Here is a 13,068-nt window from a genome sequence, read left to right on the forward strand (position 1 = left end):
GCGTGGGGGATTCTGCGGCCCGGCCTGCGCGTTAGGGTCCTTGGACAGCGACATTCACGCAGTGATATCTCAAGCTGTGCGACAAAGTGACGGCCGTTGAGCGACCGTCCAAATCGACTGAGCAGGTGGCTAAGTGACGTTCCCGCAGATGCAGATGCCTGGCCTGATGGCGCCGCACGCCGCCGGTGGTGACGTGCTCGGCGGCCTGGGGGACCAGGTCTACAACCGGCTGCTCAACGAGCGGATCATCTTCCTCGGCCAGGCGGTCGACGACGACATCGCGAACAAGATCACCGCCCAGCTGCTGCTTCTGGCGGCTGACCCCGAGAAGGACATCTACCTCTACATCAACTCCCCGGGCGGCTCGATCACGGCCGGCATGGCGATCTACGACACCATGCAGTACATCAAGAACGACGTGGTCACCATCGCCATGGGCATGGCCGCCTCGATGGGCCAGTTCCTGCTGACGGCCGGCGCCAAGGGCAAGCGCTTCTCGCTGCCGAACGCCAACATCCTGATGCACCAGCCCTCGGCCGGCCTCGGCGGCTCCGCCACCGACATCCGGATCCAGGCCGAGCAGCTGCTCCGCACCAAGAAGCGGATGTCCGAGCTGATCGCGCACCACAGCGGCCAGACCTTCGAGCGTGTCACCGCGGACTCCGACCGCGACCGCTGGTTCACGCCGGAGCAGGCCAAGGAGTACGGCCTGATCGACTCGATCATGCACAGTGCCGCAGATGTCCCCGGCGGCGGCGGCACCGGCGCCTGAGCGCCCCCTCCCGCACCCCACCCACGACGGCACGCACGCATTCGGAGGACGGAACTCCCATGGCCAGCAACACTCCCTTCGGCCCCAACACGCCGCGCGCCGAGTACTTCGGCGCCCGCTCCGAGTCCACTGCCCCGCGGGCAGAGGGCCGTTACATCGTCCCGCGCTTCGTCGAGCGCACATCGCAGGGCGTTCGCGAGTACGACCCGTACGCCAAGCTGTTCGAGGAGCGCATCATCTTCCTCGGCTCGCAGGTGGACGACGTCTCGGCGAACGACATCATGGCCCAGCTGCTCTGCCTGGAGTCGATGGACCCGGACCGCGAGATCCAGATGTACATCAACTCGCCCGGCGGCTCCTTCACGGCGCTGACCGCGATCTACGACACCATGCAGTACGTCAAGCCGGACATCACCACCGTCTGCATGGGCCAGGCGGCCTCCGCCGCGGCCGTGCTGCTGGCGGCCGGCACCCCCGGCAAGCGGATGGCGCTGCCGAACGCCCGGATCCTGATCCACCAGCCGTACACCGAGACCGGCCGCGGTCAGGTTTCGGACCTGGAGATCCAGGCCAAGGAGATCTTCCGGATGCGCGAGCAGCTGGAGGAGATGCTCTCCAAGCACTCCAAGAAGCCGGTGGAGCAGGTGCGCGACGACATCGAGCGCGACAAGATCCTCACGGCCGAGGAGGCCCTGGAGTACGGGCTGATCGACCAGATCATCTCCACCCGCAAGACCTCGCTGACCGACTGAGGTCACCGGCGGTCCGGGCGGGACGCACATCCGTGTTCGTACGAGCACCGTGCGTCCCGCTCCGGCGGTCGCGGCACTGCCCGCCCGGCCGCCCCCAGCACGGCCCACGCCTGCCGGACGGCATCTGTTCGGTATCAATTCGCCCAGGGCGTAGGGCAGACCTGCCGAAGACAGCGGAATCACCGGCCCGGCAGAGTACCGTCGGATAGCGAGACCGAGCGCCATCGGCGTTGACGGTCCACAGCACCAGGCCCCGGAACCCCCGCGGGGCCCCTGGCGAAGGGGAAGCACCTCGTGGCACGCATCGGAGACGGTGGCGACCTGCTCAAGTGCTCGTTCTGCGGCAAGTCCCAGAAGCAGGTGAAGAAGCTCATCGCCGGGCCTGGCGTGTACATCTGCGACGAGTGCATCGACCTCTGCAACGAGATCATCGAGGAGGAGCTCGCCGAGACCTCCGAGGTGCGTTTCGAGGAGCTCCCGAAGCCGCGCGAGATCTACGAGTTCCTCGACCAGTACGTGGTCGGCCAGGACACGGCGAAGAAGTCGCTGTCGGTGGCCGTGTACAACCACTACAAGCGCGTCCAGGCCGGTGAGGCCGGCCGCAGCGGCGGCAACGGCCGCGAGGACGCCATCGAGCTCGCGAAGTCCAACATCCTGCTGCTGGGCCCGACCGGCTCCGGCAAGACGCTGCTCGCCCAGACCCTGGCCCGGATGCTGAACGTGCCGTTCGCGATCGCGGACGCCACGGCGCTGACCGAGGCCGGGTACGTCGGCGAGGACGTCGAGAACATCCTGCTCAAGCTGATCCAGGCGGCGGACTACGACGTCAAGAAGGCCGAGACCGGGATCATCTACATCGACGAGATCGACAAGGTCGCCCGCAAGAGCGAGAACCCGTCGATCACCCGCGATGTCTCCGGCGAGGGCGTCCAGCAGGCGCTGCTGAAGATCCTGGAGGGCACCACCGCCTCGGTGCCGCCGCAGGGCGGGCGCAAGCACCCGCACCAGGAGTTCATCCAGATCGACACCACCAACGTGCTGTTCATCGTGGGCGGTGCCTTCGCCGGCCTGGAGCGGATCATCGAGGGCCGGGCGGGTGCCAAGGGCATCGGCTTCGGCGCCAACATCCGCTCCAAGCGGGAGAGCGACTCCAGCGACCACTTCCGCCAGGTGATGCCGGAGGACCTGGTGAAGTTCGGGATGATCCCCGAGTTCATCGGCCGTCTGCCCGTCATCACCAGCGTGCACAACCTGGACCGCGAGGCGCTGCTGCAGATCCTCACCGAGCCGAAGAACGCGCTGGTCAAGCAGTACCGCAAGCTCTTCGAGCTGGACGGCGTCGAGCTGGAGTTCTCCCGCGACGCGCTGGAGGCGATCGCCGACCAGGCGATCCTGCGCGGGACCGGCGCACGTGGCCTGCGCGCCATCATGGAGGAGGTGCTGATGTCCGTGATGTACGAGGTGCCCTCGCGTCAGGACGTCGCCCGCGTGGTGGTGACCGGGGACGTCGTCTCCAAGCACGCCATCCCGACCCTGGTGCCGCGCGACATGATCAAGCGGGAGCGGCGCGACAAGAGCGCCTGACCCGGCAGTCGAAGGGGCCCCGCACACCGTCCGGTGCGCGGGGCCCCTTCGCGTCCGGCGGGGCCGGTCGTCAGCCGGTCACTTGGCGATCTCGGCGGCCTGGCGCAGCTCCCGGGCGGCGGCCGCGGCCCGGTCCAGGTCGGGCTCGACGTCCGGGCCACCGCTCAGCACCATCACCACGGAGCTGTTGTCGGCCCAGACGCAGACGCTGTCCGTCTCCTCGGGGGCCTTCATGGTCTCGCAGGTCAGGTAGCCGCCGAGCGGACCGGGGTCGAAGGTCCGGCGCGGACCGAAGGTGGTCGTCCCCTGGGCCTTGCCGCTCGACTCGAAGCCCTCCAGGAACTTCCGCAGCTCGGTCTCCGGCATCACGACCTTGCCGTACCCGCCGGCCACGATCACCCCGGTCCCGTGCTCCTGGTCGGCGTACACGCCGGCCACGGCGGTGGGCTTCCAGGCGTTGCTGCCGCTGGAGTAGGCCTCGGCCAGGCCGCTCTGCAGGGTCCGGGCGGTCGGGTTGTCGTCGTCCAGTGCGACACCCTGGAAGGTCTGCGGCAGCACCACCTTGTGCGTGCCGGTCTTCGAGGCGAGATCCCAGAGGAAGTAGCCGAGAACGCCGCCGCCGATCAGCACCGCGCCGGCCACGCAGCCGAGCACGATCCACAGCGTCCGGCGGGACTTTTTCGGCGGCACGGGCTGTGGGTAGCCGTAGGCGTAGCCGGGCGGGACCGGCCCGCCCTGCGGGGGTACCGCGCCGTACTGCTGCGGGGCGGCGCCGTACGGCTGGGCCGGCGGCGGGCCGAACGGGTTCTGGTCGGACACGGGGGCCCTCTCTGCTGAGCGCTCGCACGGCGATCGGTGGTGGTCCGGCCGGGCGGGTTCCTCACCCGTACGAAAGCTCGTGCGAGTGCGGCGCACGCTATCGCACGGCGCTCCTGCCGCGCTCGGAATACCGGCCCCGGCGACCCGCCCCGCGCGGCCGGCGGGGAAAGCGGTTCGTAACCCGCGTCCGCTGTTACGTAAACTGTGCGTCGTGACCGACACCACGAACCAGCGCCCCGAGAACTCCCATGGGGACGACGCAGCAGCGACCACCGCCAACGGCGGCGGCATCCCCACGACCTACGCCCCGGCGGAGGTAGAGGGCGCGCTGTACGAGCGCTGGGTGGAGCGCGGCTACTTCACCGCGGACGCCAAGAGCGACAAGCCCGCCTACACCATCGTCATCCCGCCGCCGAACGTCACCGGTGCCCTGCACCTGGGCCACGCCTTCCAGCACACGCTGATGGACGCCCTGACCCGCCGCAAGCGCATGCAGGGCTTCGAGGCCCTCTGGCTGCCCGGCATGGACCACGCCGGCATCGCCACCCAGAACAAGGTCGAGCAGCAGCTCGCCGAGTCCGGCCTCTCCCGCCACGACCTGGGCCGCGAGACCTTCGTCGAGAAGGTCTGGGAGTGGAAGGAGCAGTACGGCGGCAAGATCCTCGGCCAGATGCGCCGCCTCGGCGACGGCGTCGACTGGTCGCGCGAGCGCTTCACCATGGACGAGGGCCTCTCGCAGGCCGTCCAGACCATCTTCAAGAAGCTCTTCGACGACGGTCTGATCTACCGCGCCGAGCGCATCATCAACTGGTGCCCGCGCTGCCTCACCGCGCTCTCCGACATCGAGGTCGAGCACGAGGACAGCGCCGGCGAGCTGGTCTCGATCCGGTACGGCGAGGGCGAGGACTCCGTCGTCGTCGCCACCACCCGGGCCGAGACGCTGCTCGGCGACACCGCGATCGCCGTCCACCCCGAGGACGAGCGCTACGCCCACCTGGTCGGGCGCACCATCGCGCTGCCGCTGACGGACCGCCGGATCCCGGTCGTCGCCGACGAGCACGTCGACCCGGAGTTCGGCACCGGCGCCGTCAAGGTGACCCCGGCGCACGACCCGAACGACTTCGCCATCGGCCAGCGGCACAACCTGCCGAACCTGACCGTGATGGACGAGCACGGCGTGATCACCGTGCACGGCCCCTTCCTCGGCCTGGACCGGCTGGAGGCCCGCTCGGCCGTCGTCGGCGCCCTGCGCGAGCAGGGGCGCATCGTCGCGGAGAAGCGCCCCTACATGCACGCCGTGGGCCACTGCTCGCGCTGCCACACCATCGTCGAGCCGCGCCTGTCGCTGCAGTGGTGGGTCAAGGTCGAGCCGCTGGCCGCCGCCGCCGGCGACGCGGTCCGTGACGGCCGGGTCGGCATCCACCCGAAGGAGCTGGAGGGCCGCTACTTCAGCTGGGTCGACAACATGCACGACTGGTGCATCTCGCGCCAGCTCTGGTGGGGCCACCGGATCCCGGTCTGGTACGGCCCCGAGGGCCAGGTCGTCTGCGTCGGCCCGGACGAGGAGCCGCCCGCCGGCGAGGGCTGGCACCAGGACCCGGACGTCCTGGACACCTGGTTCTCCAGCGCCCTGTGGCCGTTCTCGACCCTGGGCTGGCCCGAGCAGACCCCGGACCTGGAGAAGTTCTACGCCACCGACGTCCTGCTCACCGGCCACGACATCATCTTCTTCTGGGTCGCCCGGATGATGATGTTCGGCCTGTACGCGATGGACGGTCAGGCGCCGTTCCACACCATCGCGCTGACCGGCCTGGTCCGCGACCAGTTCGGCAAGAAGATGTCCAAGTCCTCCGGCACCGCGGTGGACCCGCTGGACTGGATGGACGAGTACGGCGCCGACGCCGTCCGCTTCACCCTGGCCCGCGGCGCCAACCCCGGCGCCGACGTGCCGATCGGCGAGGACTGGGTCAAGGGCTCGCGCAACTTCTGCAACAAGATCTGGAACGCCACCCGCTTCGCGCTGATGAACGGCGCCACCGTCGAGGGCCCGCTGCCGGCCCCCGAGGAGCTGACGGCGGTCGACCGCTGGATCCTGTCCCGCCTCAACGCCACCGTGGCGGAGGTCGACGGGCTCTACGACGACTACCAGTTCGCCAAGGTCGCCGACACCCTGTTCCACTTCGCCTGGGACGAGGTCTTCGACTGGTACGTCGAGCTCTCCAAGACCACCCTGGCCAAGGGCGGCCCGCAGGCCGACGCCGCGCGCCGGGTGCTCGGGGAGGTCCTGGACGTGACGCTGCGCCTGCTCCACCCGGTCGTCCCGTTCGTCACCGAGGCGCTCTGGACCACCCTCACCGGTGCCGAGTCACTGGTCGTCACCGCGTGGCCGACCGCCGACCCGGCCCGCCGGGACGCCGAGGCCGAGGCCGAGGTCGCCACCCTGCAGCAGGTCGTCACCGAGGTCCGCCGGTTCCGCTCGGACCAGGGTCTGCAGCCCGCCCAGAAGGTGCCCGCCACCCTCGACCTGGCCGGGACGGTGCTGCCGCCGCACGAGGACGCGATCCGTTCGCTGCTGCGCCTGACCGCGCCCGAGGAGGGCTTCGCGGCCACCGCCTCGCTGCCGGTCGCCGGTGCCACGGTGGCCCTGGACCTCTCGGGCACCATCGATGTCGCGGCGGAGCGCAAGCGCCTCGCCAAGGACCTCGCGGCGGCCGAGAAGGACAAGGCGCAGACCACCGCCAAGCTCGGCAACGAGGGCTTCCTCGCCAAGGCGCCGGACGACGTGGTGGCCAAGATCCGCGGTCGCCAGGAGGCCGCCGAGGCCGACATCACCCGGATCACCGCCCAGCTCGCGGCGCTGCCGCAGGCCTGATCCACGGCGCCCGGGCCTGCCACGGCAGGCGCGGGCGCATCCCGGACGGTCGCCGAGGGCCGCACCCCGTCAGGGCGGCTTCCGGCGGTCGTCGCCACACGTGGTCGGCCGTCCAGGCCGCGAGCAGGTTATGCAGGCGCTCGGCTGGGGTTTCCCGGCCGAGCGTTTTGCGTGGGCGGCGGTCGAGCTGGTCGGCGACGGCGGCCAGGTGCTCCGGGCTGTGGGCGGCCAGGTCGGTGCCCTGGGGGAAGTACTGCCGCGGCAGGCCGTTCGTGTTCTCGTTCGAGCCGCGCTGCCAGCGACCGGCCGGGTCGCGGAAGCAGACCGGGATGTCGGTGGCGAGGGTGAACCCGCCGTGCCGGGCCATCTCGCTGCCCTGGTCCCAGGTCAGCGACTGCTTGAGGTCGGCCGGGGTGCGGCCCTCGGGCGTTCCCGGCGCATTCCCGGGGATATCGCGGTGGCCCCGCCTGCCGGTGACAGCGCCATCGTCCCGGGAAAATCCGACCGGAATTCACCCGGACGGCCCGGTTCGCAGCCGGGCCTTGCGCTGTTCCGGCGAATATTCATCACGGCTGCCGCCGAACACTCCGTTCGGCGGTATTCCCGCGGCACCGGCAATCCGCCGGAGCAGTCGATCAAGACCCCGGGAGGCCGGGCCCCGGGCGGGCGAGCCGCCCCGGCCCGGGTGAATTCTGCTTCCCGTACGACTGATTCCTGCGGCCATTCGCGGGTAATCAGCCTGCTCCTGGGGGAAGGTGGGGAAATCCGTGCCGCACTCTGGTCAAAACCCGGTCGATTTCCTTCCGGTCTTGTACGGGCGGGTTCGGCGAAGTTCGCAGGTCGGCTGTGTACGGTGGGCAGGAGTTTCTGCGGAGCCGGCTGGCTGACGGGAGGGCATGGCGTGGTGGTGACCGAGGAGTTGGCCGACGAACTGCCTGCGGAAGCGGTGGAGGAGGCCAAAGCCCGCGCGGCCACCCTGCTCCTCGCCTTCCGGCACGGCAACCAGCTGGCGTACGACCACGCCCTGGACCAGCTCTTCGCCGAGCACGCCGAACGCGAGGTGACCACCCTGCTGGTCTGGATCGCGGCCGAGGCGGTTCGTAAGGCCTACGCGCCGGAGGTCGGCGACCGGGTGCTGCGCGGCCTGGCCCGGCGCGCGCCGGCCGACACCTCCCGGGTCGCCATCGACGAGGAGACCGCGGACGCGGCGAGGCTGCTGGAGGCCGTCGGGGCCGGCGAGGTGGGCGAGGTGCGCGCCCTGGTGGCCGCCACCGCCGACACCACCTTCCTGCTCGGCGGGCTGCTGCAGGCGGTGGCGATGATGCTGCCGCTGCTCCCGGAGGGGGAGGCCGGCGAGGTGGTGGCCGAACTGCGCCGCCGCCACTGCGGCCCCGTCCCGGACATCCCGGACATCCCGGAGGCCCGGGGCGAGGCGTAGCGCCGGCCGCCCGCGGCGGGCCGGGAGCGACCCGCCCGGCCGGGCCGGGTCGTCGCGTGCGACCGCCGTACCGGCCGGCCCAAGGGTGCGGGCCGGCCGGTACGGGAGGGTGGGTCGGACGCCGGCGGTGCGGTCACCGCCGGCGCCGTCGACCGCGGGTCAGGGCATCGCGTGCAGGTGGCTGCCGACGGTGCCGGCGATGGGGCCGCCCGCCTTGGCGTCATGGTTGGTCGACCAGGTCATCGCCCCGCCGATCCCGGGCCACTTGGTGTCGGGCTTGAAGGTGCCGCAGTTGGTGCCGGCCGCCAGGCAGTCCAGCGCGTTGTTGACCACGCTCGCGTTGACGTACCCGCCGCCCGCCGCACTGGTGGAGGCCGGCACGCCGAGACCGACCTGGCTCGGCTTGAGGCCGCCCTTGAGCTGGATGCAGGCCAGCGCGGTCAGGAAGTTCACGGTGCCCTGGGAGTAGACGTTGCCGTCGCAGCCCAGCATCGAACCCGAGTTGTAGTACTGCATGTTGACGATCGTCAGGACGTCCTTGACGTTGAGCGCCAGCTTGAAGTACTCCATGCCGGTCGACTGCATGTCGATGGTCTGCGGCGCCATGGTCAGCACGAAGCCGCTGCCGACCTTGCCCGCCAGGGTGTGCAGGGCCTGGCCCATGTACGTCGCGCTGACGCCGTTCTCCAGGTCGATGTCGACCCCGTCGAAGCCGTACTGCTGGATCAGCGTGTACGCGCTGTTGGCGAAGTTGGTCGCGGAGGCCGAACTGCTCACCGAGATGGTGCCGTTCTGCCCGCCGATCGACAGGACCACCTTCTTGCCCGCCGCGTGCTTGGCCGCGATGTCGGCCTTGAACTGGGCGTCGGTGTAACCGCCGAGGCGGCTGGAGAGGGTGCTGTCCAGGGTGAAGCTGATCGCGCCGGGCGTCGCCGTCGCGTCGGCGAAGGACACCGCGATGATGTCGTACGCGGCCGGGACGTCGCTGATCCGCTGGACGGTGGCGCCGTTGTCGAAGTTCTGCCAGTAGCCGGTCAGTAGGTGCTTGGGCAGGCCCGGGCCGGTGGACGTGGCGGTCGGGGAGGGGCTGGTGGTCGGGGTGGTCGCGGTCGGCGACGGGCTGGTGCTGGCCGTCGGGGTGGGGGTGGCGGTGGCGGTCGTGCTGCCCGAGGGGGTGGGGGTCGGGGTGCCGGGGCCGATCAACGAGACGTTGTCGACCTGGTAGGCGCCCTGGCCGTACCAGCCGTGGACGTAGACGGTGACGCTGGTGGTGCTCGCCCCGGTGGTGAAGGTGGTGCTCAGGTTGTTCCAACTCGTGCTGCTGGACCAGGTGCTGGGGTCCGAGCCGCCGGTGCCCCGGGCGCCCAGGTAGACGTACGGGCCCTGTACCTCGGAGCGCAGGGTGTAGGTCGAGGACGGCTTCACCGTGACGGTCTGGGTGCACTCGCCGGCGTCGCTGCCGGTCGGGGTGACCCGCAGCGCGGTCGACGGGTGGTCGGCCGGGGTGACCGGCGTGGTGCCGGGCGGGCAGGTCCAGCCGGTCAGGTGGTTGCCGCTCTCGAAGCCGCCGTTGGTGATCAGTTCGATGTCGGCGGCCTGGGCGCCGGCGGTCGACAGGACCAGGCAGCTCAGGCCGATGGCGATCGCCGCGGTGCCGGCGGTCGCGGTCCGGACGCCGCGGGCGCGGCGGTGTCGGGCAGGTGGCATGACTCCATCTCCAGTGGGGGAGGCCGGCCGACCCGGTGGGGACGGGTCGCGCCGGGTGTCGATGGTGCGCGTGCGGGAGCGTCCGACAGTTCAAGTCACCGGTAGGTCCGGGTACTTGCCTCACAAGGTGGAGTAGACCAATCCGGCTGTCAAGAGTGCCGCACGGCTACCGTCCGTGCGGGGGCGGGCCCGGCGGCCGGGTGACGCCCAGCAGCTCCAGCAGACCTGCCAGCCCGTGTGCCCGCGGAAGGCGGCGGGGTCGGCGGGCTCGGCCGGGCGGTCGTGCCGGAAGGCGTGCCGCGAGCCGCTCGGGTGGAGGAGGAAGCGGCCGAAGACGACGATCATGTAGGCGAGCAGGGCGAGGGAGGGCAATTGCGCGTCCACAGGACGGCGGCCTCATGGGCCTCGACGTAGGTGCGCAGGGCTGACAAGGGACGTGCTCCCGTGGTCGGCGGACCGGGCCGGGCTGGTGCGGTCCGCTGCGCCGTCGCATGCGGGAAGGCCCTGCAAATGTCTCTTTCCACCCTCAAGCGGGCAAAACGGAAATCGGGCCGGTGTGCCCACCCTCACAGCGGCGGCCGGCCCCCCGGCGGCTCCGTAGACTGACCCCGTGAGCGACAAGGCCGAGCAGAACCCGTACACCATCCGCCCCGACGGCGCCGAGCCCGCGGACGCCCTGCGGGACGTCGAGCAGGAACTCGCCAAGCGCTGGCCGGAGAACAAGCTGGAGCCCTCGCTCGACCGGATCGAAGCGCTGATGGACATCCTCGGCCAGCCCCAGCGGGCCTTCCCGTCGATCCACATCACCGGCACCAACGGCAAGACCTCCACCGCCCGGATGGTCGAGCAGCTGCTCAACACCTTCGAGCTGCGCACCGGCCGCTACACCAGCCCGCACGTGGAGTCCGTCACGGAGCGGATCAGCCTGGACGGCAGCCCGATCAGCGTCGAGCGCTTCGTCGAGACCTACCGCGACATCGAGCCGTACGTGCGGATGGTCGACGAGGGCCAGCCGGTGGCGATGTCCTTCTTCGAGGTGCTGACCGGCATGGCGTACGCCGCCTTCGCCGACACCCCGGTGGACGTCGCGGTGGTCGAGGTCGGCATGGGCGGCTCCTGGGACGCCACCAACGTGATCGACGCGGCCGTCTCGGTGATCACCCCGATCTCGCTCGACCACACCGACAAGCTCGGCTCCACCACCGGCGAGATCGCCGTCGAGAAGTCCGGGATCGTCAAGCCGGGGGCGATCGCGGTGGTCGCCCAGCAGCCGCTGGACGCCGCCCGGACGATCCTCGAGCGCGCCGTCGAGGTCGACGCCACGGTGGCCCGCGAGGGCATGGAGTTCGGCGTGCGCCACCGCGAGGTGGCCATCGGCGGTCAGCTGATCACGCTGCGCGGGCTCGGCGGCGAGGACTACGAGGACATCTTCATCCCGCTGCACGGGGAGCACCAGGCCCAGAACGCCTCGCTGGCGCTGGCCGCCGTGGAGGCCTTCTTCGGCGTCGGTGGCGCCCGCGGCGGCAAGCTCGACGTCGACAAGGTCCGCCAGGCCTTCTCCGGCGTCAGCTCGCCCGGCCGCCTGGAGGTCGTCCGGCGCAGCCCCACGATCCTGCTGGACGCGGCGCACAACCCGGCCGGCGCCGAGGCGACGGTCGCCGCGATCAGCGAGTCCTTCGGCTTCACCAAACTGGTCGGCGTGATCGGCACCAGCGGGGACAAGGACGTCTCGGGTCTGCTCTCGGCCTTCGAGCCGCTGCTCTCCGAGGTCGTCGTCACCCAGAACTCGACCCACCGCCGGATGCCGGTCGACGAGCTGGCCGCCGTCGCGGTCGAGATCTTCGGCGAGGACCGGGTGCAGGTCGAGCCGCGGCTGGACGAGGCCATCGACGCCGCCGTCACCCTGGCGGAGGAGGAGGGTGACCTCGGCGGCTGCGGCGTGCTGGTCACCGGTTCGGTCATCACGGTGGGCGAGGCGCGCCTGCTGCTCGGAAGGAAGTGACATGAGGACGCTCTGTTCCTCGACCCTGATCGGCGAGGTGCTGCTGATCATGTTCGCCGGGCTGGTGGCCACCCGGCTCACCGACGTCTCCGGCGCCACCGTCTGGACGGTCAGCGCCGTCGCGATGGTGCTCTGCGTACTGCTCTGCGGCATGATCACCCGCCCCGGCGCGGTGGCGGTCGGCTGGGGGCTGCAGATCGGCCTGATCGCCAGCGGCTTCCTGCTGCCGACGATGTTCGGCCTCGGCCTGGTCTTCGCCGGCCTGTGGTGGTGCTCGGTGCACTACGGCCGGAAGATCGACGAGATCAAGGCCGCCCGGGAGGCGCAGAGTGCCCAGCCGGCGGTAGTAGCCTGACGCCGGGCCCCGCACGCGCGGGGCGCCCCGACGGTCTTCGACGCTCGCCGGTCAGGGCCGGACCGACCCCGCAGGTCCGTGGGGGCGGGCCGATGAGCTGCGCCGCTCACGCAAGGTAACCTTCGGAGCAGCCGCATACACCATGCCGAACCGATTCCCCTGGAGCCGCACCGTGTCCCAGCGCACTCTCGTCCTGCTCAAGCCCGACGCCGTCAAGCGCGGCCTGGCCGGCGAGATCATCAGCCGTATCGAGCGCAAGGCCGGCTGGCAGCTCGCCGCGGTCGAACTGCGGACCTTCGACCGGGCGACGCTGGAGCAGCACTACGCGGAGCACGTCGGCCGCCCGTTCTACGAGCCGCTGCTCGACTTCATGACCTCCGGCCCGTCGATCGCGCTGATCGTCGAGGGCGAGAACGTCGTTCCGGGCATCCGCGCGCTGGCCGGTGCGACCGATCCGCTGCAGGCCGGGCCGGGCACGATCCGCGGTGACTTCGCCACCATCACCCGCGAGAACCTGATCCACGCCTCCGACTCGGAGACCTCCGCGGAGCGCGAGATCAAGATCTTCTTCCCCTCGCACGCGTGAGCGGACACCCCGGTCGGCCGCCCTTGGGCCGGCCGGGGCATTCTTATCGTAAATACGGAACTCCGGGCTCCGACACGGCGTCCCAATCCTCGTAGAAGCGATCACGCCCCGGACAATGGGTGCTGTCCCGTCCACCTCCGCCCGCCCGGACGGGCGTGGCTACGATGGACACAACTCATGG

The 13,068-nt window shown here is 70.7% G+C and carries 11 protein-coding genes and 1 pseudogene; 8 read left to right on the forward strand and 4 right to left on the reverse strand.

Annotated features, from left to right (window positions below):
• Positions 1 to 154: 154 nt before the first annotated feature.
• The 3 genes from OG689_RS27270 (at position 155) to clpX (ending at position 3,108) form a co-directional block, all read left to right on the forward strand.
• Positions 155 to 772, forward strand: a complete 618-nt coding sequence (locus OG689_RS27270; RefSeq protein ID WP_286158465.1) for an ATP-dependent Clp protease proteolytic subunit — start codon at positions 155 to 157, stop codon at positions 770 to 772.
• A 59-nt stretch (positions 773 to 831) separates the two neighbouring features.
• Positions 832 to 1,524, forward strand: a complete 693-nt coding sequence (locus OG689_RS27275; protein WP_073927835.1) for an ATP-dependent Clp protease proteolytic subunit — start codon at positions 832 to 834, stop codon at positions 1,522 to 1,524.
• A 294-nt stretch (positions 1,525 to 1,818) separates the two neighbouring features.
• Positions 1,819 to 3,108 (forward strand): ATP-dependent Clp protease ATP-binding subunit ClpX, encoded by a 1,290-nt coding sequence (clpX, locus tag OG689_RS27280; protein ID WP_073927834.1) that lies wholly within the window; start codon positions 1,819 to 1,821, stop codon positions 3,106 to 3,108.
• 78 nt (positions 3,109 to 3,186) lie between these two features.
• Here clpX and OG689_RS27285 read toward each other — a convergent pair whose 3' ends face one another.
• Entirely contained in the window at positions 3,187 to 3,927 is a 741-nt protein-coding gene (locus OG689_RS27285) for a hypothetical protein (protein ID WP_266323501.1), read from the reverse strand.
• Between the two features lie 211 nt (positions 3,928 to 4,138).
• Between OG689_RS27285 and OG689_RS27290 the strand changes: the two genes are divergently transcribed.
• Positions 4,139 to 6,799 carry a valine--tRNA ligase gene (locus tag OG689_RS27290; RefSeq protein ID WP_266323502.1) on the forward strand — a complete coding sequence of 887 codons (2,661 nt, stop codon included), beginning with the start codon at positions 4,139 to 4,141 and terminating at the stop codon, positions 6,797 to 6,799.
• Positions 6,800 to 6,920: 121 nt separating this feature from the next.
• Here the strand turns inward: OG689_RS27290 and OG689_RS27295 are convergent.
• Positions 6,921 to 7,211 (reverse strand): annotated as a pseudogene (locus OG689_RS27295) (IS30 family transposase); the annotation flags it as partial.
• Between the two features lie 489 nt (positions 7,212 to 7,700).
• Here OG689_RS27295 and OG689_RS27300 point away from each other — a divergent pair.
• Entirely contained in the window at positions 7,701 to 8,237 is a 537-nt protein-coding gene (locus OG689_RS27300; protein ID WP_266323503.1) for a hypothetical protein, read from the forward strand.
• 159 nt (positions 8,238 to 8,396) lie between these two features.
• Here OG689_RS27300 and OG689_RS27305 read toward each other — a convergent pair whose 3' ends face one another.
• Positions 8,397 to 9,944, reverse strand: a complete 1,548-nt coding sequence (locus OG689_RS27305) for a glycosyl hydrolase family 18 protein (RefSeq protein ID WP_266323504.1) — start codon at positions 9,942 to 9,944, stop codon at positions 8,397 to 8,399.
• 120 nt (positions 9,945 to 10,064) lie between these two features.
• The gene (locus OG689_RS27310; protein WP_266323505.1) at positions 10,065 to 10,328 is read right to left on the reverse strand and encodes a hypothetical protein; all 264 of its coding nucleotides are present in this window, start codon (positions 10,326 to 10,328) and stop codon (positions 10,065 to 10,067) included.
• A 259-nt stretch (positions 10,329 to 10,587) separates the two neighbouring features.
• Here OG689_RS27310 and OG689_RS27315 point away from each other — a divergent pair, with 259 nt between their 5' ends.
• The 3 genes from OG689_RS27315 to ndk all read left to right on the forward strand — a co-directional run bounded on the left by OG689_RS27315 (position 10,588) and on the right by ndk (position 12,887).
• Positions 10,588 to 11,946 carry a folylpolyglutamate synthase/dihydrofolate synthase family protein gene (locus tag OG689_RS27315; RefSeq protein ID WP_266327463.1) on the forward strand — a complete coding sequence of 453 codons (1,359 nt, stop codon included), beginning with the start codon at positions 10,588 to 10,590 and terminating at the stop codon, positions 11,944 to 11,946.
• A 1-nt stretch (position 11,947) separates the two neighbouring features.
• Entirely contained in the window at positions 11,948 to 12,301 is a 354-nt protein-coding gene (locus tag OG689_RS27320) for a DUF4233 domain-containing protein (protein ID WP_266323506.1), read from the forward strand.
• Positions 12,302 to 12,473: 172 nt separating this feature from the next.
• The gene (gene ndk, locus OG689_RS27325) at positions 12,474 to 12,887 is read left to right on the forward strand and encodes a nucleoside-diphosphate kinase (protein WP_266323507.1); all 414 of its coding nucleotides are present in this window, start codon (positions 12,474 to 12,476) and stop codon (positions 12,885 to 12,887) included.
• The last annotated feature ends 181 nt before the right edge of the window (positions 12,888 to 13,068 follow it).

The sequence above is a fragment of the Kitasatospora sp. NBC_00240 genome, from assembly GCF_026342405.1.
GTDB lineage: Bacteria > Actinomycetota > Actinomycetes > Streptomycetales > Streptomycetaceae > Kitasatospora.

What these genes read in the sequence shown, in the direction of transcription:
- OG689_RS27270 (WP_286158465.1), top strand. Translation starts at nt 155, where the DNA reads ATGCCTGGCCTGATGGCGCCGCACGCCGCCGGTGGTGACGTGCTCGGC.
- OG689_RS27275 (WP_073927835.1), top strand. Translation starts at nt 832, where the DNA reads ATGGCCAGCAACACTCCCTTCGGCCCCAACACGCCGCGCGCCGAGTAC.
- OG689_RS27305 (WP_266323504.1), bottom strand. Translation starts at nt 9,944, where the DNA reads ATGCCACCTGCCCGACACCGCCGCGCCCGCGGCGTCCGGACCGCGACC.
- OG689_RS27320 (WP_266323506.1), top strand. Translation starts at nt 11,948, where the DNA reads ATGAGGACGCTCTGTTCCTCGACCCTGATCGGCGAGGTGCTGCTGATC.